The sequence below is a fragment of the Mesorhizobium sp. WSM4849 genome, assembly GCF_055811385.1.
On sequence record NZ_JBVVPW010000017.1, the window covers coordinates 104575 to 126713 of the forward strand.

28 protein-coding genes are annotated in these 22139 nt (G+C 63.0%); 8 read left to right on the top strand and 20 right to left on the bottom strand.

Annotated elements, in window-relative coordinates:
- Nucleotides 1-178 precede the first annotated feature (178 nt).
- The 6 genes from AC0L3L_RS20420 to gcvA form a co-directional block, all read right to left on the bottom strand.
- Entirely contained in the window at nt 179-949 is a 771-nt protein-coding gene (locus AC0L3L_RS20420) for an L-iditol 2-dehydrogenase (protein WP_473638892.1), read from the bottom strand.
- Complete coding sequence (locus AC0L3L_RS20425; protein WP_473638893.1) at nt 946-1950, bottom strand: ABC transporter ATP-binding protein; 1005 nt, start codon at nt 1948-1950, stop codon at nt 946-948. The genes AC0L3L_RS20420 and AC0L3L_RS20425 overlap by 4 nt, the downstream gene beginning before the upstream one ends.
- Nucleotides 1951-2000: 50 nt before the next feature.
- The gene (locus tag AC0L3L_RS20430) at nt 2001-2825 is read right to left on the bottom strand and encodes a carbohydrate ABC transporter permease (protein WP_473638894.1); all 825 of its coding nucleotides are present in this window, start codon (nt 2823-2825) and stop codon (nt 2001-2003) included.
- A gap of 11 nt (nt 2826-2836) precedes the next feature.
- Nucleotides 2837-3709, bottom strand: a complete 873-nt coding sequence (locus tag AC0L3L_RS20435) for a carbohydrate ABC transporter permease (RefSeq protein WP_123146126.1) — start codon at nt 3707-3709, stop codon at nt 2837-2839.
- A 137-nt stretch (nt 3710-3846) separates the two neighbouring features.
- The gene (locus AC0L3L_RS20440) at nt 3847-5157 is read right to left on the bottom strand and encodes an ABC transporter substrate-binding protein (RefSeq protein ID WP_473638895.1); all 1311 of its coding nucleotides are present in this window, start codon (nt 5155-5157) and stop codon (nt 3847-3849) included.
- Between the two features lie 189 nt (nt 5158-5346).
- A complete protein-coding gene (gene gcvA / locus AC0L3L_RS20445; protein WP_123146124.1) occupies nt 5347-6255 on the bottom strand; it encodes a transcriptional regulator GcvA in 909 nt (302 codons plus the stop codon).
- A 213-nt stretch (nt 6256-6468) separates the two neighbouring features.
- On the opposite strand from gcvA, the gene AC0L3L_RS20450 reads away from it, so the two are divergent.
- Nucleotides 6469-6654 carry a hypothetical protein gene (locus AC0L3L_RS20450; RefSeq protein ID WP_473638896.1) on the top strand — a complete coding sequence of 62 codons (186 nt, stop codon included), beginning with the start codon at nt 6469-6471 and terminating at the stop codon, nt 6652-6654.
- 21 nt (nt 6655-6675) lie between these two features.
- On the opposite strand, the gene AC0L3L_RS20455 is transcribed toward AC0L3L_RS20450, so the two are convergent.
- Nucleotides 6676-7632, bottom strand: a complete 957-nt coding sequence (locus AC0L3L_RS20455; protein ID WP_473638897.1) for a sugar-binding transcriptional regulator — start codon at nt 7630-7632, stop codon at nt 6676-6678.
- 251 nt (nt 7633-7883) lie between these two features.
- On the opposite strand from AC0L3L_RS20455, the gene AC0L3L_RS20460 reads away from it, so the two are divergent.
- On the top strand, nt 7884-8516 hold the full coding sequence (locus AC0L3L_RS20460) for an HAD family hydrolase (protein ID WP_473638898.1): 633 nt from the start codon (nt 7884-7886) through the stop codon (nt 8514-8516).
- Between the two features lie 267 nt (nt 8517-8783).
- Here AC0L3L_RS20460 and AC0L3L_RS20465 read toward each other — a convergent pair whose 3' ends face one another.
- The 8 genes from AC0L3L_RS20465 to ureC form a co-directional block, all read right to left on the bottom strand.
- Nucleotides 8784-9551, bottom strand: coding sequence for a class II aldolase and adducin N-terminal domain-containing protein (locus tag AC0L3L_RS20465; RefSeq protein WP_473638899.1), 768 nt, complete (start codon nt 9549-9551; stop codon nt 8784-8786).
- Between the two features lie 85 nt (nt 9552-9636).
- The gene (gene ureG / locus AC0L3L_RS20470) at nt 9637-10278 is read right to left on the bottom strand and encodes an urease accessory protein UreG (protein ID WP_473527023.1); all 642 of its coding nucleotides are present in this window, start codon (nt 10276-10278) and stop codon (nt 9637-9639) included.
- Nucleotides 10275-10715 (bottom strand): DUF3995 domain-containing protein, encoded by a 441-nt coding sequence (locus AC0L3L_RS20475; protein ID WP_473638900.1) that lies wholly within the window; start codon nt 10713-10715, stop codon nt 10275-10277. Before AC0L3L_RS20475 ends, ureG begins: the two co-directional genes overlap by 4 nt.
- Nucleotides 10712-11383 carry an urease accessory protein UreF gene (locus AC0L3L_RS20480; RefSeq protein ID WP_473638901.1) on the bottom strand — a complete coding sequence of 224 codons (672 nt, stop codon included), beginning with the start codon at nt 11381-11383 and terminating at the stop codon, nt 10712-10714. Before AC0L3L_RS20480 ends, AC0L3L_RS20475 begins: the two co-directional genes overlap by 4 nt.
- A complete protein-coding gene (locus AC0L3L_RS20485; RefSeq protein ID WP_473638902.1) occupies nt 11376-11951 on the bottom strand; it encodes an urease accessory protein UreE in 576 nt (191 codons plus the stop codon). The genes AC0L3L_RS20480 and AC0L3L_RS20485 overlap by 8 nt, the downstream gene beginning before the upstream one ends.
- Nucleotides 11952-12008: 57 nt before the next feature.
- Nucleotides 12009-12602 carry a hypothetical protein gene (locus AC0L3L_RS20490; RefSeq protein ID WP_258121033.1) on the bottom strand — a complete coding sequence of 198 codons (594 nt, stop codon included), beginning with the start codon at nt 12600-12602 and terminating at the stop codon, nt 12009-12011.
- A 41-nt stretch (nt 12603-12643) separates the two neighbouring features.
- Nucleotides 12644-13132, bottom strand: coding sequence for a DUF29 domain-containing protein (locus AC0L3L_RS20495; protein WP_473638903.1), 489 nt, complete (start codon nt 13130-13132; stop codon nt 12644-12646).
- Nucleotides 13133-13240: 108 nt separating this feature from the next.
- The gene (gene ureC / locus AC0L3L_RS20500) at nt 13241-14953 is read right to left on the bottom strand and encodes an urease subunit alpha (protein ID WP_473638904.1); all 1713 of its coding nucleotides are present in this window, start codon (nt 14951-14953) and stop codon (nt 13241-13243) included.
- Nucleotides 14954-15131: 178 nt separating this feature from the next.
- Here ureC and AC0L3L_RS20505 point away from each other — a divergent pair, with 178 nt between their 5' ends.
- Together AC0L3L_RS20505 and AC0L3L_RS20510 are read left to right on the top strand one after the other, a co-directional pair.
- On the top strand, nt 15132-15524 hold the full coding sequence (locus AC0L3L_RS20505; RefSeq protein WP_473638905.1) for a hypothetical protein: 393 nt from the start codon (nt 15132-15134) through the stop codon (nt 15522-15524).
- 126 nt (nt 15525-15650) lie between these two features.
- Nucleotides 15651-16145 (top strand): hypothetical protein, encoded by a 495-nt coding sequence (locus AC0L3L_RS20510; protein WP_473638906.1) that lies wholly within the window; start codon nt 15651-15653, stop codon nt 16143-16145.
- A gap of 26 nt (nt 16146-16171) precedes the next feature.
- On the opposite strand, the gene AC0L3L_RS20515 is transcribed toward AC0L3L_RS20510, so the two are convergent.
- The 4 genes from AC0L3L_RS20515 to AC0L3L_RS20530 all read right to left on the bottom strand — a co-directional run bounded on the left by AC0L3L_RS20515 (nt 16172) and on the right by AC0L3L_RS20530 (nt 18039).
- Complete coding sequence (locus tag AC0L3L_RS20515; RefSeq protein WP_473489424.1) at nt 16172-16477, bottom strand: urease subunit beta; 306 nt, start codon at nt 16475-16477, stop codon at nt 16172-16174.
- A gap of 120 nt (nt 16478-16597) precedes the next feature.
- A complete protein-coding gene (locus AC0L3L_RS20520; protein ID WP_473638907.1) occupies nt 16598-16855 on the bottom strand; it encodes a DUF1272 domain-containing protein in 258 nt (85 codons plus the stop codon).
- 10 nt (nt 16856-16865) lie between these two features.
- Nucleotides 16866-17168 (bottom strand): urease subunit gamma, encoded by a 303-nt coding sequence (locus AC0L3L_RS20525; protein ID WP_023801505.1) that lies wholly within the window; start codon nt 17166-17168, stop codon nt 16866-16868.
- Between the two features lie 28 nt (nt 17169-17196).
- Nucleotides 17197-18039: an urease accessory protein UreD gene (locus AC0L3L_RS20530; protein ID WP_473638908.1), complete on the bottom strand. Its 843-nt coding sequence runs from the start codon at nt 18037-18039 to the stop codon at nt 17197-17199.
- A gap of 368 nt (nt 18040-18407) precedes the next feature.
- Here AC0L3L_RS20530 and AC0L3L_RS20535 point away from each other — a divergent pair, with 368 nt between their 5' ends.
- The 4 genes from AC0L3L_RS20535 to AC0L3L_RS20550 all read left to right on the top strand — a co-directional run bounded on the left by AC0L3L_RS20535 (nt 18408) and on the right by AC0L3L_RS20550 (nt 21163).
- Nucleotides 18408-18662 (top strand): acyl carrier protein, encoded by a 255-nt coding sequence (locus tag AC0L3L_RS20535; RefSeq protein ID WP_010912831.1) that lies wholly within the window; start codon nt 18408-18410, stop codon nt 18660-18662.
- 4 nt (nt 18663-18666) lie between these two features.
- Nucleotides 18667-19875 carry a beta-ketoacyl-[acyl-carrier-protein] synthase family protein gene (locus tag AC0L3L_RS20540; protein ID WP_473638909.1) on the top strand — a complete coding sequence of 403 codons (1209 nt, stop codon included), beginning with the start codon at nt 18667-18669 and terminating at the stop codon, nt 19873-19875.
- A gap of 89 nt (nt 19876-19964) precedes the next feature.
- A complete protein-coding gene (locus tag AC0L3L_RS20545; RefSeq protein WP_473638910.1) occupies nt 19965-20669 on the top strand; it encodes a glutathione S-transferase family protein in 705 nt (234 codons plus the stop codon).
- Nucleotides 20670-20785: 116 nt separating this feature from the next.
- The gene (locus AC0L3L_RS20550) at nt 20786-21163 is read left to right on the top strand and encodes a hypothetical protein (RefSeq protein WP_473638911.1); all 378 of its coding nucleotides are present in this window, start codon (nt 20786-20788) and stop codon (nt 21161-21163) included.
- Here the strand turns inward: AC0L3L_RS20550 and AC0L3L_RS20555 are convergent.
- Nucleotides 21160-21813 carry a nucleoside triphosphate hydrolase gene (locus tag AC0L3L_RS20555; RefSeq protein ID WP_473638912.1) on the bottom strand — a complete coding sequence of 218 codons (654 nt, stop codon included), beginning with the start codon at nt 21811-21813 and terminating at the stop codon, nt 21160-21162. The genes AC0L3L_RS20550 and AC0L3L_RS20555 overlap by 4 nt on opposite strands.
- Nucleotides 21814-22139: the final 326 nt, after the last annotated feature.

Here is a 22139-nt window from a genome sequence, read left to right on the forward strand (position 1 = left end):
GTCAACAAACGCCTTCCTTTAGGGTGGGGCGCCGGCGTCCGCGCTACCTTCTCTCCTTGTGGGAGAAGGTGGATCGGCGCGCAGCGCCGAGACGGTTGAGGGGTGTTGGACGAAGTCCTCCGCTGGCCATCCGCCTCGTTTCACTCGGCACCTTCTCCCACAAGGGGAGAAGGAAAGTTCAACTCATCCACTGGCCGCCATCGACATTGTAGGCCTGGGCGACGATGTATTCGGCGTCGTCGCTGGCCAGGAACACCGCCATGCCGGTGAGGTCTTGCGCCGTGCCCATGCGGCCATAGGGCACGGCTTCGCCGACCAGTCTCTTCTTCTCGCCCTTCGGCCGGTTCTCGTACTTGGCGAACAGGGCATCGACATGGTCCCAGTGCTCGCCGTCGACGACGCCCGGCGCGATGGCGTTGACGTTGATGCGGTGCTTGATCAGGTCGAGCCCGGCCGACTGGGTGAGCGAGATGACGGCGGCCTTGGTGGCGCAATAGACGGCAACCAGAGCCTCGCCGCGGCGCCCGGCCTGGCTCGCCATGTTGATGATCTTGCCGCCTTGGCCAGCCGCGATCATCGAGCGGGCGGCGGCCTGCAGCATGAACAGCGTGCCGGCGACATTGACGGAAAACAGCCTGTCGTAGCTTGCCTTGGTTATCTCGACGATCGGTGCCAGGTCGAACAGAGCGGCGTTGTTGATCAGAATGTCCAGCCCGCCGGTCCTTGTCTCGACCGTCTTGACCGCCGCCTCGATCGAAGCGAGGTCGGTGACGTCCAGCTTCACGGCGTAAGCGTTGCCGCCGATCTCCGAAGCCGTCCTTTCGGCGGCTTCGAGATTGATGTCGCCGATGGCGACCGTGGCGCCCTCGCGGACATAGGCTTCGGCGAACGCCCTGCCGATGCCGCGCGCCGATCCGGTGATCAGCGCCGATTTACCCTCGAGCCTCATTGCATCATCGCCTTTCCGTCGGCGCCGAAGCGGTGCAGCTTGGTCTCGTCCGGCGTCAGATAGATCGTGTCGCCGTGATGGGCGGCCAGTTCGCCGTCGGCGCGCACCGTCAACGGCCCGACACCGTCGGCTTGAACGTGCAAAAACGTGTCTGAGCCGAGATGCTCGGCGACGCCGACCGTGGCTTTCCATTCGCCTGAAGTCTTCGAGATGTTCATATGCTCTGGACGGATGCCGACAGTCTTGGCGCCATGTTTGGCCGCCGGCGCGCCTTCGATCAGGTTCATCCTGGGCGAACCGATGAAGCCGGCGACGAACAGGTTCTTCGGCGTCTTGTAGAGCTCCATCGGTGAGCCGACCTGTTCGATGTTGCCGGCATTGAGCACGACGATCTTGTCGGCCATGGTCATCGCCTCGACCTGGTCGTGGGTGACGTAGATCATCGTCGTCTTGAGCTGATGATGCAGCTCGCTTATCTCCAGCCGCATGGTGCCGCGTAGTGCTGCGTCGAGGTTGGACAAAGGTTCGTCGAACAGGAAGGCCGATGGCTGCCGCACGATGGCGCGGCCGATGGCGACGCGCTGGCGCTGACCGCCGGAGAGCTGGCCGGGGCGGCGATCGAGATAGTTGGTGAGGTTCAGGATTCGCGCCGCGTCCTTGACCTTCCGATCGATAGTCGCCTGATCCTCCCCCGCCATCTTCAGCGGGAAGGCGATGTTCTTGGCCACGGTCATGTGCGGGTAGAGCGCATAGGACTGGAACACCATGGCCAGTTTGCGCTTGGCCGGCGCCTCGCCGGTGACGTCGCGGCCGTCGATGTTGATGGTGCCGGCGGTAGTGTCCTCCAGCCCGGCGATCAGCCGCAGCAGCGTGGACTTGCCGCAGCCCGACGGGCCGACGAAGACGACGAACTCGCCGTTCTCGATGACCAGGTCGATGCCCGGAATGATCACCGTCGACCCGAACGACTTCGAGACGTGCTTGAGCGTGATGTTTCCCATAATTTCCTCCCCGAGGGGTTATTGTCCGTCGTACATCGCTTGCGGCGGTGCTACTTCACGGCGCCAAATGTCAGGCCGCGCACCAGCTGCTTCTGGCTGAACCAACCCATGATCAGGATCGGCGCGATCGCCAGGGTCGAGGCGGCCGAAAGCTTGGCCCAGAACAACCCTTGAGGGCTTGAGAAGGAACTGATGAAGGCGGTGAGCGGGGCGGCCTCGGTGGTGGTCAGCCGGATCGTCCAGAACGCCTCGTTCCATGCCAGGATGATGTTGAGCAGCATCGTCGAGGCGATGCCCGGCACCGCCATCGGCGTCAGCACATAGACGATCTCGTTCCAGAGCGATGCGCCATCCATGCGCGCCGCTTCCAGGATCTCGCCCGGGATTTCGCGAAAATAGGTGTAGAGCATCCACACCACGATCGGCAGGTTGATCAGCATCAGCATGATCATCAGGCCGATGCGGCTGTCGAGCAATCCTGTGTCGCGGAAGATCAGGTAGATCGGGAACAGCACGGCAACCGCCGGCATCATCTTGGTGGAAAGCATCCACATCAGGATGTCCTTGGTCCACTTGCCCGGCGAGAACGCCATCGACCAGGCCGCCGGTATGGCGACGAGCAAGGCAAGGATGGTCGAGCCGACCGACAGGAACACCGAGTTGAGGAAGAACTTGAAGTAACCGCGCTGCGCCTCGACCGCGGTATAGCTCTCCATGGTTCCCGACGGAAACAGGTTGAAGCCCTGGATGGCCTCCTGCTCCGACTTGAACGACGTGATGATCGTATAGAGGATCGGGAAGAAGATCAGCAGTGCGACGATCCAGGCGGCCGCGGTCGCGATCGTCTTGTGGTGGGTGCTGACTGCACGTGCCATCGTTTCCTCCCTTATTTGTCCAAGTTCTTGCCGACCGCGCGCATGGCGAAGAAGGCGACGATGTTGGCGAGAATGACGGCGAGGATACCGCCGGCGGATGCCTGGCCGATTTTGAACTCCAGCAGCGCCTTCTGGTAGACGAGGAAGGGCAAGTTTGTGGAGGCGTAACCCGGGCCGCCATTGGTGGTGACGAGGATCTCGGCATAGACCGACAAAAGGAAGATCGTCTGGATCAGGATGACGACGGTGATGGCGCGCGACATGTGCGGCAGCGTCAAATAGATGAAGCGGCTGATGAAGCCGGCCCCGTCCATCTCGGCGGCTTCCTTCTGCTCGGCGTCGAGCGACTGCAGGGACGTCAAGAGGATCAGTGTCGCAAACGGCAGCCACTGCCAGGCGACGATGATGATGATCGCCGGCATGGGATATTGGCCAAACCAGTCGATCGGCTGCCCGCCGAAGAAGCGCGCAATGTCGGCAAAGACGCCGTATTGCGGATGCATGATCATGTTCTTCCAGACCAGCGCGGCCACCGGCGGCATGACGAAGAACGGCGAGATGACGAGAATGCGGACGATGCCCTGTCCCCACATCGGCTGATCGATCAGCAGCGCCAGCAGGATGCCGCCGATCACCGTGATCAAAAGCACGCTGGCCACGAGGATAAGCGTGTTGAGGATCGACTGCAGGAATGCCGGATTGGAATAAAAAAGCGCGTAGTTCGAGAAGCCGACGAACCCGTCGCGGATCGGGTTGAGCGGGTTGTACTGCTGGAAGGAGAACCACAGGGTGAATGCCAGCGGCACGATCATCCAGACGAACAGCAGCACCACGGATGGCGCTATCATGAAGCGGGCAAGCGAACGGGTCTGCTGAGTAGCCATGACGGTCACCCTTCGAAGGTCAGCCAAATTTTCAGAGTTTACCAAGTTTTCAGAGCTTGAAGGTGGCCGCCCGAACTGGGATTCGGGCGGCCCCTGCCGGCCATGATGGGCAACCGGCTTTCGGCACCGGGAGGAGCCTACTGGATATAACCGCCCTCGGTCATCGTCGCGGTGGCAGCGTCCTGGGCCTGCTTCAAGGCGTCGTCGACGCTCGTCTGGCCGGCGAGTGCGGCCGAAAACAGCTGGCCGACGGTGGTGCCAAGGCCCTGGAACTCAGGGATGGCGACGAACTGGACACCGACATAGGGCACCGGCTTGACGGTCGGATGCGTCGGATCGGCGGCATTGATCGAGTCCAGCGTCATCTTGGCGAACGGGGCGGCCTTCTGGTATTCGGGGTTGGCGTAGAGCGAGGTGCGCGTTCCGGGCGGAACATTGGCCCAGCCTTCCTTCGAGGCGACGAGCTCGAGATAGTCCTTGCTGGTTGCCCAGGACACGAACTTCTGAGCCGCGTCAGCCTTCTGCGTGCCGGCGGGAATGGCCAGCGACCAGGCCCACAGCCAGTTGCCGCGCTTGCCCAAGCCATTGTCGGGCGCCAGCGCATAGCCGACCTTGTCGGCGACAGTTGAGCTCTTCGGGTCTGAGACGAAGGAGGCAGCGACGGTGGCGTCGATCCACATGCCGCACTTGCCCTGCTGGAACAGCGCCAGGTTTTCATTGAAGCCGTTCGAAGATGCGCCCTCGGGGCCATTGGCCTTCATCAGGTCGACATAGAACTGCAGCGTGTTCTTCCACTCGGGCTGATCGAACTGCGGCTTCCAGTTCTCATCGAACCAGCGTGCGCCGAAGGAGTTCGACATGGCGGTCAGGAAAGCCATGTTCTCGCCCCAGCCGGCCTTGCCGCGCAGGCAGACGCCGTTCACGCCACTGGCGCGATCGGTCATCTTCTCGGCGGCCTGCTTGATGAAGTCCCAGGTCGGCGCGTCGGGCATCGTCAACCCGGCCTTCTCCATCAGGTCCTTGCGGTACATGACGAAGGAGCTTTCGCCGTAGAACGGTGCCGCATAAAGCTTGCCATCGACCGAGAGGCCGTTGGCGATGGCCGGGATGATGTCCTTGACGTCATAGTCGTCGCCGAGCTTGTCGAGCGGCAGCAGCCAGCTCTGCTTGGCCCAGATCGGAACCTCGTAGGTGCCGATGGTCATCACGTCGTACTGGCCGCCTTTGGTGGCGATGTCGGTGGTGACGCGCTCGCGCAGCACGTTCTCCTCGAGCGTGACCCACTGGAGCTGGATGTCGGGGTTCTTGGCGGTGAAGTCGTCGGTCAGCGTCTGCATGCGGACCATATCGCCATTGTTGACGGTGGCGATGGTGATGGATTCGGCATGCGCGGCGAACGCGAGGGTGCTGGCCGACAACAGACCCAGGGTGAGCGTGCGAAGTTTCATCAAATTCCTCCCATAGACCAAGCTGAGCATTTGCCTTGGCTATGAGCAATTACTCACCTCGCGTGATTTATGTCAAGCCGGATTCGTTGCTGCAGCGCAGCACGCAGCCTCGTGCGGCATCCGGTTCCAGACGCGTTCGGGGTATTTTGAAGACGGTTGCGATGGATCTCGGCATCCGCGTGGAACGACCTATTGGCCGGCAATCTCGGCCAGGATCCATTCGCGAAAAGCGCGGATCTTCGGCACGTTGCGCCGCGCCTGGGGATAGACCAGCCAATAGGCGTGGCCGTCGTCGCCGACCAGATCGAAAGGCTGGATCAGGCGGCCATCGGCAAGCTCGGCCTTGAAGAGAGCGGCCGTCACGATCGCCACGCCCTGCCCGGCGATCGCGGCGTTGGCCTCATAGGCCTGCGCACCCATGCTGGAGCCGGGGCGCTTGGCCAGTTCCTCGACCGGCAGGCCGGCGGCGATAAACCAGTCCCGCCACCAGATGTCGCCAGGGTCGAGGATCGGCAGGCGCAACAGATCGGCAGGCTCCTTCACCCCGCCGATGGTCGCCGCGAGTTTCGGGCTCAGCATCGGCGTGAAGTCCGCATTGAAAAGCTTGTGCACCTCCACGCCCGGCCAGTTTCCGCCGCCCGAACGGATGGCGATGTCGATGTCCTCGCGGGCGAAATCGACGAGGCGGTTCGATGTATCGAGACGCACGGCCAGCGATGGATGCGCGACCTGGAACGAGCCGAGATGCTGCGCCAGCCAGTTCGAGGCAAAGGTCAGCAGCGTCGAGACGCAGAGCACCCCATCGGCGCCGCTGCGCGCCGCGGCATAGGCTCCACCCAACAGGGCGAATGCCTCGCTGACCGCAGGCGCCATGCGTTGCCCCGCCTCGGTCAACACGATCTGCCTTGGCCGGCGCAGGAACAAAGGCGCCCCGACGCGCTCCTCCAGAAGCTTGATCTGATAGCTCGCCGCCGCCTGCGTCATGCCGAGCTCGCCGGCGGCCTTGGTGAAGGAAAGATGCCGCGCCACCGCCTCGAACACCCGGATCGCCTGAAGCGGCGGGAGCTGGGAGACCTGCCGTGACTTGAGTTCAGGCATAAGCCCTCCTTATGGGCCGTGATCGACGTTTGATTGGCAGCAAGGCCCGATCCAGCCGATATTTGAGGTCGACGATCACTCTCGTCTACAGCGCCGCGCGTCCTTTTGGACGCGCAAAGGACGCTGTAGCACTTTTGATTTTGCGCATGATCCTTTCCGAAAATCGATATCGATTTTCGGGTCATGCGCCAGGCATAACGAAGGCTGACGATCATGACCACGGTACAGGAAAAGCTATTTCTGACGCCAGGCCGAGGCTGGTTTTTGCGGCTGGCGCGCGGATTGGCACGGCACGGACCCAGGAAACGGGCCTATCTCGACATCAGGGAATTGCCGCCGCATCTACAGCGCGACATGGGTTTTCTTGACGGCAACGATCCTTGTGGCCGGCGCAAATAGCCTTGCTGGACTTATCGCAAATCAGCTGGTGGCCAGCAAGGCGGCGGCGGTCCGTTCGTCGGTGATGAGGCCGTTGACCAGCCGCCGGTTGACAGCCGCAAGGATGCCCGGCAGTTTCCGCTCGCCCATGGCGAGCGCGATCACCAGCGACTTTTCACGCGACGGCAATGATGCCGACGACACCCTGTCATTGGTGATGCCCTCGATCATCCGACCTTCGCGATCGAACACCCAGCCGACGATCTCGGCAACGCCGCCGGCTTTTTGCAGCGCTTTCAATTCACTCTCCGAAATGAAGCCGTCCTCGTAAAGCGGCGCCTTGGGGCCGAGATCGCCGATGCCGACGAAGGTGACGTCGGCTTCCGCGGCAAGTGCCAGCGTCGGTTGGATCATCGGCTGGCGGAGCAGCATCTCGCGCTCCTGCGGCGAGGAGGCGATGACCGGCAGCGGCATCGGGAAGGACCGCGCCTTGACCCTGTCGGCCATGGTGAAGATGACGTTGTAGAAGGCGGCCGAACCGTCCGGCGAGATGTTGCCGGTCAGCGACACCACCTTGTGCTGCGGGCATTCCATCGGCGGCAGCTGCTCGATTGCCGCCTTCAGGGTGCGGCCGGTGCCGATCGCCATGACGATCGGCTCTGGCGACCGCAGCCGTCTTTCGATCTCGGCAGCCGCCGCCACGGCGACGCCGATGATGGAGGAGGAAGCGGGATCGCTCGGCACCACCTCGACCAGATCGAGCGCGAAGCGCGATTTCAGCCGTGCCGCGAGGTCGAGGCAATTGGCGATCGGGTGGTCGACACGCACCTTGATCAGCCCCTCCGACACCGCCAGCGACACCAGCCGCTGCGCTGTCTGCCGCGAAATGCCCAGGCTCGAGGCGATCTGGTCCTGCGTGTTGCCGGCGACATAATAGAGCCAGCCGGCGCGCGCCGCGTCGTCCAGCCTGTTGCTGCCGCTGTCCTGCCGGGAATTCAACTTGCTGCCTCCCTGCCCCCGAGCGTCGATGCGGGAGCGCCTTACTTTTACGGCGAAATGCACTTGTGCGCAATTGCCTACCGCCAGAGCAATTGCTTAGGTAGGTACTCGACATGCCTGTGGTGTTCCCAGTGGATGATCGTAGCCAAGCAGTTTTTGAAGTCCGGCAATTCATGAAGTCCGGCAATGTCGGCGCGGCGGTTTATCTCCCGACGCAAACCCTTTAAGGAATTCGGACAAAGGAGCCTCGCATGACGCCGAAAGCGGTTTTCTGGGACATGGACGGCACGCTGGTCGACAGCGAGCCATTGCACGAGGCGGCGCTGATTGCGGCGCTGCACAGCGTCGGCATCGCGGCGCCAACCAACCTGCATGAGCGGGTGCTCGGCATTGCCGCATGGCCGGTCTACGAAATGCTGCGCGACGAGTTCGGCCTCGACCTGCCCTTCGATGACTGGATCGTGCGCAAATACGACCACTACCTGCCGATGGCCGAGACGCTGAAGCCGCGCCCCGGCGCGATCGAGATCTATGACGAACTGCGCGCGCTTGGCGTGGCGCAAGCGGTGGTGTCCAATTCCGACCGGCTGGTCGTCGACGCCAATCTGCGCATGGTCGGTCTTTTCTATCCCGGCATGAAGACGATCAGCCGCAACGACGTGCGCGAAGGCAAGCCGCATGCCGAGCCTTTTCTGCGCGCCGCATGGCTGGCCGGTGTCGATCCAGCCGATGCCGTGGCCATCGACGACAGCGTGACCGGCGCCACGGCGGGACTGGCGGCGGGGATGAAGACGGTTTTCTGGCCGGAAGTGCCCATGGAAGGGCCGCCCGGCGCGATAAACATCAACAGCGCCGACGAATTGCGGGCTGAGCTGGGGCTTTAAGCTTGGCAAGTGGAGTGGCCGCAACCTAGACGCGCCGATGATTGGCGAAACCGGCGATGATAGCGTCCTTCTCCCCGTCAATATAGGGGGAGAAGTGCCCGGCAGGGCGATGAGGGGCGGCGCCGAGATTGACAAGGAAGGCGCTTTTCCGAGAGATCACAGTCAGGCCGAGTTTTGACTTCGTCCCACACTTTTCGGGCGCTTGCGCCGCCCCTCATCCGCCTGCCGGCACCTTCTCCCCGTATAGTGACGGGGAGAAGGGGGCTCTTAGTTCCGGTAGACCGGCTCCTGCTCGTCGAGGATCGCCTTCAATTCGGAAAGATGCCGCTCGGCCTGGCCGGGATAATCTTCCTGCTCCGTTGCTGCCTTCTCGGCGATTTCATCCGACAGGACCCGCAGCGGGCGGCCGGTCCACAGCGCCTTGATGTAGGTCTCGGCGGCGCGTTCGAAATAGAACATGCGGTTGAAGGTGTCGGCAACGGTATCGCCGATGACCAGCACGCCATGGTTGCCCATGACCATCACCTTGACCTTCGGATCGGTGAGCAGCTGCGAGCAGCGTTCGCCCTCTTCCTCGAAGGCGAGCCCGCCATAGTGGCCGTCGACGATGTGGCGGTTGAAGAAGATCGCCGAGTTCTGGTCGATCGGCGGCAGCGTCGAGTCGGCGAGCGAAGCGAGCACCGTGGCGTGGATCGAGTGCACATGCATGACGCAGCGCGCATGACGCACGTTGCGATGGATGGCGCCATGCAGGCCCCATGCCGTCGGGTCAGGTGCATTCGGGCCGGAGAGCGTATCGGGGTCGTTGGCGTCGATCAGCAGCAGGTCACTCGCCTTGATGCGCGAGAAATGCACCTGGTTGGGATTCATCAGGAATTGCGAGCCGTCATCGTTGACGGCCAGCGAGAAATGATTGGCCACGGCTTCATGCATGTTGAGCCGCGCCGTCCAGCGGAAGGCGCAAGCCAGATCGACGCGCTCCTCGTAGAAGGGCAGGTTAGTCAGCATTTCCTTCTGCAGGCGGGCGATGCTCATCGAAAACCTCCGTGAAAGAAGCGAGGATGCCGCGCGCCGCAGATGCGCGCAACCGGTTTCGTTTGGTGCAGACGAGCGCTTTGCCTCACGCCGCAGTGCTTCTGGCGGCGTCGACGCTTAGCCCGCCATGCTCGACGATGAAATCGATCACCTCCTGCAGACCCTTGCCGCGCGACAGATCGGTGAAGCCGAACGGCCGCTTGCCGCGCATGCGGGCGGCGTCGCTCTCCATGACGTCGAGATTGACGTTCACATAAGGGGCGAGATCGCTCTTGTTGATGACCAGGAAATCGGACCGGGTGATCGCCGGCCCACCCTTGCGCGGGATTTCCTCGCCTTGGCAGACCGAGATGACGTAGAGCGTCAGATCGGCGAGGTCGGGGGAAAAGGTGGCGGCAAGATTGTCGCCGCCCGATTCTATGAAGACGATATCGAGATCCGGGAATTTCTTGGTCATCTCGGCGATCGCCTGCAGATTGATCGAGGCGTCCTCGCGGATGGCGGTGTGCGGGCAGCCGCCGGTTTCGACGCCGATGATGCGATCCTCGGGCAGCGCCTGAAGCCGGGCCAGCATTATGGCGTCTTCCCTGGTGTAGATGTCATTGGTGACGACGGCGATGGAGAACTCGTCGCGCAGCGCCTTGCAGAGCTTTTCGGTGAGCGTCGTCTTGCCGGAGCCGACGGGGCCGCCGATGCCGATGCGAAGAGGACCATTGGCTTGTGTCATCTAGGGAACTCCGTGATGGCAAGGAAGGCGAAGCCGAGCCCTACAACCAGGCAGAGCGGCGAATAGTAGCTGACATCAAGCCGCGCGAAAGGCTGTTCGGGCGCCAGCCGGCGCCACCAGGGCGTGAAGCCGGCAATGCCGCGCCCCAGGAAGACGAGTGCGATGAGCAGCGCTGTCGCGACAAGCCCGACCTTGGGAAAGAGCGTGGCAAACACGCCTTCAAGCGCCATCGGCCACAGTGTCGCCAGGCCGAGGCAGGCGGCGACGGCGAAGCTGGCGAAGGGCGCCGGCATCTCGTCGACGCCGCGAAAGCCGACCACCGCGCGGGCACAGGAGGCAGCGTCCCTACCCGGCCAGATCCCGCCAATACCCCAATAGACATGCAGCGCGGTGATCAGCAGCAGGACGAGCGAGAGCGCGAAGGCGAGAATGATCATGAACGGAACAGCCGCGAATATTGCGTCTCGTGCTTCATCGCCATGACATCCGAGACGAACGCGCAGCCGCCGAGATCATCCAGCGTCGAGCCGGCAGCACGGGCGGCGACGTTGAGCGCCAGCGGTTCGAAGCCGGCGAGCAGCGCGGTGGCGCCGCTCTGGCCGACGACGCCGAGCCGGATCGCGGCCTGGACGAGGTTGGAGAAGAAGGTCTGCAGGAAGGCGGAGAGCGCGTCCTGCAGGGCGATGGCGTTGCCACCGGCAGTTGCGCCGACTGCGACGCAATAGGCGCACTCGGCCGGCAGACGGTCCAGCACCTGACACGGCCAGGCCGATGCCGCCTTCAGGAAGGCGGCGCCCTGCAGCATGGTCTCGGCATGGCGCTCGCGCGAGCCGGCCAATGCCTCGGCGAGTGCGGCGATTTCGGCGAGATCGCCGGCTTGGCGGGCGCGCCGCCAGCTTTCGGCAAACAGCACGGCATCGTTCCAGCCCGAGCCCATCTCGACCAGCGTCTCCAGCCATGCGGCGAGGCTTTCGCTGTCGGCGACCAGCCCGGCATGCACGGCTTGTTCGAGACCATGGCTGTAGGAAAAACCGCCGACCGGGAAGGCAGGCGACAGCCACGCCATCAGCCGCAACAAAGCGATGTTGGAAGGCTGGTCAGTCATGGTCGTGCGAGTGGCTGTGGGAATGCGACTCCCCGTGGGCGTGGGAATGCGCCTCGGCGTGGCTGTGCGCATGCGCCTCGGCATGGGCATGACCGTGACTGTGCCCGGAATAGGCGCCGCGCACCGGCTTGAACGGCTCGGCAACGTCGCTCACGGTCGCACCCAGCCCTTCCAGCATCGCCTTGATGACATGATCGCGCAGGATGAGGATGCGGTTAGCCTCGATGGCGGCAGCCAGGTGGCGGTTGCCGATATGCCAGGCAAGCTCGGCCAGATGGACAGGGCCGCTGGCACGGATATCGTAGAGCGGTTCCTCGGCCGCAATGATCTCGATGTGGCGGCCATCCTCCAGCACCAGCCGGTCGCCATCGTTCAAGGCAACCGGCTCGGGCAGGTCGACCAGCACCTTGTCGCTACGGGCCGTTTCGATGGCGCGGCGGCGCAGATGCCGCTCGTCATGGGCCAGCACCGCACGATCATACGGCGTGACCGCTCCCGCTTCGCCGGCGGCGAGCACCGAGACGGCACGCGGGAATTTGGTGAAATCGGTGCGGATGTCGAGCTTCATGTAAAAACTGCCTTTCCCAACAAGCGTAGCCTATCGCGTCCGCCGCCCCAATGGTGCTCAAACAATCGTGTCGAAGAGCCGCAGGATAAACGATATCTGGTAGATGAGGGCGGCGGCGACAAAGGCGATGTGGAAGCGGCGATCGCGGACAAGCATCGCGATGACGCATAATGCGACGAACACCGGCGTGCGGAACAAATATTCAACACCGAAGCGGGCGAAATGCTCGGGCCCCTTCAGCAGCGTATCGATCACGTCGAGCAGATAGGTCGCCGCCAGCAAGCCGAAGAACCAGGCGCGGCGTGAATAGAAAAAATCCTCGTAGCTGGTGTAGTCCAGCATCGAGTCCGGAAACAGCAGCGCGCAGAGCATGAACAGCGTGACCGCGTAGAAGATGATGAACAGGTACTTGCCGAAGGTCCAGGTCTCGATCTGGAACAGGCCGAATTCCCACCACCAGAAATGCACCAGCATCAAAAGCACCGACACAACCCAGGCCAGATGCACCGGATAGAGCCGGTATTGGCCCGGATGCTGGACGATGCGGGCCAGCCCCGACAAAAGCCGCGTGACGCCAAGGCCGATCACCATGCCCATGACGATGCGGATGTGCGGGAAGATGTCGTGGGCGTAAGGGAGTTGCTGGTTCATTAGCTACCCCTTGGCAAGGAACACGCTAAAGAAGAAGCCAGCTAATCCCGCAGGAAATCGCCCATCGAAAGTGGGTTGCCCGGCCAAAATCGTTCATCGAGCGCCTGCTTGGATGTGAATGGAGGTTCGCCTGGAAAGTGAGATTTCCTGAGACCCGTTTCCCTAACCGCGACAAGCACCGCATGCCCGTAAGCCTGGTCGAAAATCTGAGCCGGGTATCGGCGAAGACTCGGGCTGTCCTTGATGATGTTTCCGATCCAGATGCGCTGTTCGGAAATTGACGACTGCCAACTATGACTTCGATGGCCCGGTTGGAATTCCCATTTTAGGAGATGTGCAAGCAGCACCTCCATCCGACTGCGAATTTCTCTTTTGTCACGTCTCCCTAAACTCTCGATCTCCTCGGCAAGATTCTCACGATCGAGGTCGGAGAAACGACCTTCGCGCAACAACGCGCCTTGCTCGGCGCACCACTGGACGTAGTCCGCTTCGTAGGGAGTGAGGGCCCTGAGACGATCAATCCTGTTCATGAGCCCATCATGCCCCAATTTCGAGACAATCGCAAAACGGCACGTGAGAGCCTAGGACAACTGAGGCATCGATATTTGACGCTCAGCCGCCAAGGCGATGGTAAGGGATCAGAACAGAAAATACCGTTGCGCCATCGGCAGCACCGTGGCCGGTTCGCAGGTGAGCAATTCGCCGTCGGCGCGGACCTCGTAGGTTTCGGGATCGACCTCGACATGCGGGGTGGCGTCGTTGAGCACCATCGAATGCTTGCCGATGCCGCCGCGGGTGTTCTCGACGGCGACCATCTGCTTGTCGACGGAGAGCCTGCCGCGCAGGCCGGCATCGAGCGCGGCTTTCGAGACAAAGGTCACCGACGAGTTTGTCATCGCCTTGCCATAGGCGCCGAACATCGGCCGGTAGTGCATTGGCTGCGGCGTCGGGATCGAGGCGTTGGGATCGCCCATCGGGGCGGCGGCGATCATGCCGCCGATCAGCACCATGTCCGGCTTAACGCCGAAGAAGGCCGGGTTCCACAGCACCAGATCGGCGCGCTTGCCGACCGCCACCGAGCCGATTTCGTTCGACAGGCCATGCGCGATGGCCGGGTTGATCGTGTATTTGGCGATGTAGCGGCGGACGCGGAAATTGTCGTTGTCGCCGGTCTCCTGCGGCAGCGATCCGCGCTGGCGCTTCATCTTGTCAGCGGTCTGCCAGGTGCGGATCGCCACCTCGCCGACGCGGCCCATCGCCTGACTGTCGGACGAGATGATCGAGAAGGCGCCAATGTCGTGCAAAATGTCTTCGGCGGCGATGGTCTCCTTGCGGATGCGGCTTTCGGCAAAGGCGATGTCTTCGGGGATCGACGGCGACAGATGATGGCAGACCATCAGCATGTCGAGATGCTCGGCCAGCGTGTTGACGGTGTAGGGCCGGGTCGGATTGGTCGAGGACGGGATGACGTTGGGCAGGCCGCAAACCTTGATGATGTCGGGCGCATGGCCGCCGCCGGCGCCTTCGGTGTGGAAGGCGTGGATGGTGCGGCCCTTGATCGCCGCCACCGTGTTTTCGACAAAGCCGGACTCGTTCAGCGTGTCGGTGTGAATCATCACCTGCACGTCGTAGTTGTCGGCGACCGACAGGCAGCAGTCGATTGCCGCTGGTGTCGTGCCCCAGTCCTCATGCAACTTCAGCGAGCAGGCACCGCCCAGCACCATCTCTTCAAGCGCGGCCGGCAAGGACGCGTTGCCCTTGCCCGACAGGCCGATGTTCATCGGGAAGGCGTCGAAGGACTGGATCATGCGCGCCAGATGCCACGGCCCAGGCGTGCAGGTCGTCGCCAGCGTGCCATGCGCCGGTCCGGTGCCGCCGCCGAGCATGGTGGTGATGCCTGACATCAGCGCCTCTTCGATCTGCTGCGGGCAGATGAAATGGATATGCGCGTCGAAGCCGCCGGCGGTCAGGATCTTGCCTTCGCCGGCGATGATCTCGGTGCCGGGGCCGATGATGATGGTGACACCGTTTTGCATGTCCGGATTGCCGGCCTTGCCGATCGCGGCGATGCGTCCGTCCTTGAGGCCGATATCGGCCTTGAAGATGCCGTCTGATGCATCGACGACCAGCGCATTGGTGATGACGGTGTCGACCGCGCCTTGGGCGCGAGACACCTGACTCTGGCCCATGCCATCGCGGATGACCTTGCCGCCGCCGAATTTCACCTCTTCGCCATGAAGGGTGAAATCCTTTTCGACCTCGATGAACAGTTCGGTGTCGGCCAGCCGCACCTTGTCGCCGACGGTCGGGCCGTACATCTGGGCATAGGCGGCGCGGGTGATTCTAGCCATCAGCAATTGCTCCCGAAACACGGTCCAAAACACAGCCGGTCGAAGCCCGGCCCCACATTGTCGCCATCCTATGGTCACGCAATGACCCGCTGAGCGACACCTTCCGATCCCATTTAACGTTTGAGGTGGCCGGGTCACCCCAAAACGACCGTCTGCCAATCGATGGAAAGGAATATCCATGCGCAAAACGATAAGTCTCGCAGCCGCCGCCACCCTCCTGCTCGCGACCGCTGCCAGCGCCCAGCAACAGCCGGCGCCGCAACCCGGCGAGCCGCCGGCTTCGCCCGCCCCCGCGGCGCCCGGCGCTCAGCCGGCTCAGCCGGAAGTTCCGGCGATTCAGACCGTCAACGTCGTCGACATCGAGGAACTGCCCAAGGAAACGCAGACGAAGGTCAACGAAGTGATCGCCAAGCGCGGCGAGGACGGCCTGCAGAAATTGCGCAGCTCGATTGACTCGACCCCGCAGGTCAAATCCGCGCTCGAAGCCAAAGGACTCACCTCGGCGCAAGTGATCGCCGCCAGCATGGACGCCAACGGCTCGCTGACCTTGATCACCAAGAAAGCGAGCTGACGATGCGCTGTGGCGGGCCGGCACAAGGTCGGCCTGCCGCATCGGGGAGGGAACCTTCGCAGGGCGGAATACGTTTCGACTTTTTGGCGTAGAAGCGAGTCTCGAAAGAGGCTCTGAGAGCGAGCGATGGCGATCACCACCTTCCCCGACACCAGATGGCTGCATATGATTGCCGCAACTGCGTTTCTCGCGGCGAGCATTCCCCAGGCCGCGCTGAATGCACAGGGCCTGGAAGGCCCTGATACCGTCAACAAGATCATCGGCTCGGAGGTCGGCCAGGAAGAGACCAACACGGCTGTCGAAGCCGGCAAAGTCGCCACGGCGATCGACCGGACGCGTGAAAACATCGGTACGGTGCGCAAGACATCCAAGCTCGACAAAGTCGATATCGTGTTCCTCACCGACGCCGCGCGCACGGAAGGCGGTCTGCCGCCGGCGATAGAAAGCAAGGTCGAACAGCATCAGGACGACATTGCGGAACTGCGCCAGGAGATCGAGGCGAACGCATTGCTGTTCAACGCCATCGACTCTCGACGCGTGCAGACCGAAGACGTTCTCGCCGTGGAATTCGACGATCCTGGCAAGGTCGTCATCTACGCGGCGGCCAAGCCGCCCAGCTGAGCCGAAACTGCTCGACGCGTTGGATCTCACAGCGCGCCCATGATTTTCTGCTGGAACCCGTAGACCTCGCGCTTGCCGCCGAGCGGCACCAAGGTGACGTCGCGCTCCTGGCCGGGCTCGAAGCGCATCGCCGTGCCGGCAGCGATGTCGAGGCGCATGCCCCGCGCCATGTCGCGATCGAATTTCAGCCCCTCATTGGTCTCGAAGAAGTGGTAGTGGCTGCCGACCTGGATCGGCCGGTCGCCGCTGTTGGCCACTTTCATGGTGACGGTCGGCTGGCCCTTGTTGAGTTCGATCTCGCCGCCTGCCGTGATGATTTCGCCCGGGATCATCGCCAGCCTCACAAGACGCCGAAGAGGAGGCCGGCGGCGAGAAGCAGGATCGCCGAGAGCGACGTGCGTTTGATCGTTGCGGGGACCATCGATATGCCTTCCGTTGTCAGGATCGTGCCGTCACGCGGCCTTGCGGGCCGGGCCGCAGCCTTCGGCCTTGAGGACACGCTTTGTCGAGCCGGGATATTTGTTCAGCATCGCTGCCGGCCGGATCGGGCGCGGTGCGAAATCACCGCCGCAGTTTGGACAAACGCCGCCCAGCACATGTTCCACGCACTCGGCGCAGAAGGTACACTCGAAGGTGCAGATCAGCGCATCCGTCGCCTCAGGCGGCAGGTCCTTGTCGCAGCATTCGCAGTTGGGGCGCAGCTCAAGCATTTTCCTCTCCTCACCGTATCGGTTCATGCACGGTCACCAGCTTGGTGCCGTCGGGAAACGTCGCCTCGACCTGAACGTCATGGATCATCTCGGCGATGCCTTCCATCACCTGCGCGCGGGTGACGACATGGGCGCCGGCCTCCATCAGTTCGGCGACCTGGCGGCCGTCGCGGGCGCCCTCGACGACGAAGTCGGTGATCAGCGCGATCGCCTCCGGGTGATTGAGCTTGACGCCGCGCTCGAGCCGCTTGCGCGCCACAATCGCCGCCATGGCGATGAGCAGCTTGTCCTTTTCCCTTGGCGTCAGGTTCATGCGTTTCCCTAGGATGGCGTAATCGGAATCAGAGTGACCATAATTTGGGCAGACCCGCCCGTCCGTTGAGCAATTCGACAAGCGGAACCAGCCGCTTGCGGAGCTGGTAGCCGTCCTCGGCAAACAGCCTCGCAAGAAGCTTGCCAGATTTCTTCACGCTCCAGACGCTGGCGTCGCCCTGGCCACCGATGATGTCGCGGGCGGGATCGAGCAAAGCCTCCACCCGCGGCGAGATCATCAGCACCGTCGCCATGGCGATGGCGCCGCCGGCCACGGCGGAACGGCTGAGAATGGCCGCAATGCCGGGCCCGATGCGGAAATCCTCGGCATGAACGAGCGCTCCTTCCTGGCTGACGCGCCAGCGGTCGTGGAAAGCGGCATGCGCCGCGCGTTCGCCCATGGCGAGCCGGCCGAAGACGGTCGCCTCGAGCACCAGCGCCTCGGCACCGGCGGCAATCTCCAGGTCGAGCCTGCGGGCAAAGGCCGATCGATCAAAGACGATGGTTTCCTGCGGCAGCCAGGCGATGCGGCCACCGGCGCCGACTGTCAGCTTCACCCGCACCTCGGCGCGATCGGACGCAGCGCGGTAGACCTTCTCGCAGGCCTGGGTGGTTATGGTGGCGGAGGCGCCGGCGCCGACATCGACCTCCCAGCCGAGGCGGTCGCCGCCGGTCAGCCCGCCGGCGGTGTTGATCAGGACGGCTTCGAGCGGATCGGCCGAGACGGCCGGCATGCGGATCTTGGCGGAACCATCCTGATAAAGCCGCCGAAGACGCGTGCGGCCGCCATTTTTGTCACAGCCGAGCTGCGCCGTTCCGGCGACGCGCTGGGCCGGCGGCACAAAGGTCAGGTTATGTCCGATGATATCCACGGCGCCAACTTAAGCACACTCATATGGTTTGAATCCGAAATTCGCATCACTTTGGAGCAGCGTAATGAACGAATTTCGGATTCAAAGCCATATGAGCAACTTACGGGACTCTGGTGTGGTTTGGATTTGAGGTTCCTATCCGCCGGTGGCATCAAGTCGTAGGAACCTCAAATCCAGACCACACCGGGCGGCTTTGTCGACATATAGCTTGTTGCTTGACAACGTTTCGGTTTCTATAGAGGAGCCGTCTTGGTACGGTCACACAGCGCCTGTCGGGATAAAAGGCGATGATGACGATTTGAGCCTGGGGAAAAAGAGGCGTCGATCAGTCGGCGCCGGGAAACGACAAGGGTTGGGGAAGGAACCGAATGGCTGACCAGCTGGCAACGGACATCATCGAGAAGATCAAAGCTCATGCCGAGCCCGGTGGCGAAGAAATCACCACCAGCACCGAACTGACCTCACTTGGCATTCATTCGCTGGAACTGACGGAGATCATCTTCGACCTCGAGGAACAGTATGGCATCGAGATCGAGATGAACACGGTCGATGCCTGGAGCAACCTGAAGAACGTCGGCGACATGGTCGAGGCGGTTCGCGCGCTGATCGCGAAAAAAGCCTGACCGAATGCACAAGCGCGTCGTCATTACCGGCATCGGCGGCATATGCGGGCTCGGCACCAATGCGCCCGCGATCTGGGGCGAGATGCGCGCCGGCCGCTCGGCCATCGGCCCGATCGTCAATTCGGAGCTGCATGACCTGAAAATCAGGGTCGGCTGCGAAATCAGGACGCTTCCCGATCACGGCATCGACCGCAAGCAGGTCGTCTCGATGGACCGCTTCAGCCTTTTGGCGACGATCGCCGCGCGGGAGGCCGCGCAACAAGCCGGGCTGAACCCGCACGCAGCCAACACCTACCGGATGGGCGCCATCGTCGGCGTCGGCGTCTGCGGCTGGGAGGCGATCGAAGAGAGCTATCGCGCCATCCTGCTCGAGGGCAAGAACCGCACCGGCATCTTCACCGTGCCGAAAGTGATGCCGGGCGCTGCGGCCGGCCATGTCAGCATGAATCTCGGCCTGCGCGGGCCGGTCTTCGGCGTCACCTCGGCCTGCTCCTCGTCCAACCACGCCATTGCCTCGGCGGTCGACCAGATCAGGCTCGGCCGTGCCGATGTCATGCTCGCCGGCGGCACCGATGCGCCGCTGGTCTGGGGCATCCTGAAAGGCTGGGAGGCGCTGCGGGTGCTGGCACCCGACACCTGCCGGCCGTTTTCGGCCGATCGCCAGGGCCTGGTGCTCGGTGAAGGCGCCGGCATGGTTGTGCTGGAAACCTACGAGCATGCCATGGCGCGCGGCGCCACGATTCTCGCCGAAATTGCCGGCGCCGGTCTTTCCGGCGATGCCTCCGACATCGTCGCGCCGACCATCGAAGGGCCGGAGGCGGCGATGCGCTTCTGCCTCGTCGATGCCAGGCTCAACCCGGAAGACATCGACTATATCAATGCGCATGGCACCGGCACCAGGGCCAACGACCAGATCGAGACGGCGGCGATCAAGCGCGTCTTCGGCGATCATGCCCACAGGCTTTCGATCTCCTCGACCAAATCGATGCACGCCCACTGCCTCGGCGCGTCGGGCGCGCTGGAGCTGATCGCCTGCGTGATGGCGATCCGCGAAGGCATCGTGCCGCCGACGGCCAATTTTCGCGAAACCGACGCCGATTGCGATCTCGACATCACGCCGAATGTGGCGCGCGAGCGCAAGGTGCGCGCGGCGATCAGCAACGGCTTCGCCTTCGGCGGCACCAATGCGGTGCTGGCGTTCAAGGCGGTCTGACCGCAACCGGTTCCCCAGATACGGCGAGACTTGTTGCCGCTCGCCACGACCGCGCGCTTGCGCGCGAAAAATCCCGCCCAGGAGTTTCGATGACCGACCTGTCCGCCTTTCCGATCGCCACGCGCTGGCCGGCCAGCCATCCCGACCGCATCCAGCTCTATTCGTTCCCGACCCCGAACGGGGTGAAGGTGTCGATCGCGCTCGAGGAACTCGGCCTGCCATACGAGGCGCATGCGGTGAACATCGGCAAGAACGAGAGCTGGACGCCGGAATTCCTGTCGCTGAACCCCAACGGCAAGATCCCGGCGATGATCGATCCGGACGGCCCGGGCGGCAAGCCGATCGGGCTGTTCGAATCCGGCGCCATCCTGCTTTATCTCACCGACAAGACCGGAAAGCTGGTCCCGGCCGACCCGGTGCGGCGTTACGAAACGATCCAGTGGGTGTTCTTCCAGATGGCCTCGATCGGGCCGATCTTCGGCCAGGTCGGCTTCTTCCACAAATTCGCCGGACGCGAGATCGCCGACAAGCGGCCGCTGGCGCGCTATCGCGACGAATCGCGGCGGCTGATCGGTGTACTCGAGACGAGGCTGAAAGGCCGCAGCTGGATCATGGACGACGACTACACCATCGCCGATATCTCGATGCTGGGCTGGGTGCGCAATTTGATCGGTTTTTACGAGGCAGGGGAGCTAGTCGGCTTCGACGACTTTCGCAATGTCGCGGCATGGCTGAAACGCGGCCTTGCCCGGCCGGCGGTGCAAAAGGGCCTCACCATCCCCGCTCGCGGCTGATCAAACCGACCGTAGCCGCAGAAACTCGGCCTATTTCGCCTTGGCTTTCGTTTTAGCGCCGGCCTTGGCCATGGCCGCCTTTGCCCATAACGGAAGCGGCAAGGGACGCAGCGCTCTTGGCCGCGGCGACAACCGCGCCGGCCGCAACATTGGCCGTCGTCTTGACGGTGCGCATTGCGCTGTCTGCCAAGCCGCCATTTGCCGATTTCCTGCGTTTGGCCGGTTTTGCCGGTGCCTTGGCTGCGGCGGGCATCACCTTCTTCGGTGCCGCCTTGCCAAAGGTGCGCTTAGTCGCATCCTTCGAGCGGGCGGCGACCGCCGGGCCAGCGCCGGTCTTTGATTCAGTTGCCTTGGATTCAATTGCCTTTGATCGAGTTGCCCTACCCTTGCCGGGCGCAGGCTTTCTTGCCTTGGTTGCCATCGGAGTTGCCATCGGACAGTTTCCTCATGTCAGCATCATTGCCGTATCTGCCATAACGGTCGGAAAGTCCTAAGGTTCCAGGTGCGGGCTGTCCTGCAAATCAGGATTGATCGGCGAGATCACCAGATCGGCAGGGCGGCGGCGGGCAAGCACGCGGTCGATGTTGGGCATGTCGTTGTAGGCGATCCAGGCGCGGGCGTCCTCGTCGGAGCGGCCATGCTCATGCCATCGCTCCAACAGCCGGCGCTCGAGCTCAGCGCGCGGCACATCGACGAAAATCGAGAAATCGAACAGCGGCGCCAGCCGCGACCAGGGTTCTTCGTCAAGCAAGAGATAATTGCCTTCGACCAGGATGAACTTGGTGTCGGCGGCGATGATCGAAGCGGCGGCGCGCGACAGCTCCATGCTGCGGTCGAACACCGGAATGGCGATGTCGGGCTCGGCCGCGCGGATGCGCTTCAGCAAGGTTTCGAAACCGGCAAAGTCAAAGGTCTCCGGAGCGCCCTTGCGCGCGCGCAGGCCGCGCTGCTCGAGCACGATATCGTCGTAATGGAACCCATCCATGGGCACGATTTCGGCCGCACCTTCCGGCAGCAGTTCATGCAGGCGGGCCGACAGCGTCGACTTGCCGGCGCCCGGAGGACCGGCGATGGCAACGACAAAACGCTGCGCCTTGCCGGCGCGCTTGAAGATGGTGGCGGCGAGGTGAGCAATCTCGGACATCGGAGCCTTTCTGGCTGGGTGTTTTCGATCGCATCTTGGCGACAGTTCGCGAGAATTTCAAACGCGGGATTGACGTTGTCCAGGATAGTCGCTTCAGTAATGATCGCTTGCTGTTGAAGGCCGACCAATTGTCGAGGTCGGCGCCGCCCCTCATTGCCCTGCCGGGCATTTCTCCCCGTATAGTGACGGGGAGAAAGAGCTGGCCGCGATGTTGGCGCCCTTCCTGCAACGCTGGTGATTGGCGAAACCGTCGATGAGAGCGCCCCTCTCCCCGTCACTATACGGGGAGAGGACGCCGGCAGGCAGGTGAGGGGCAGCGCAAGCGC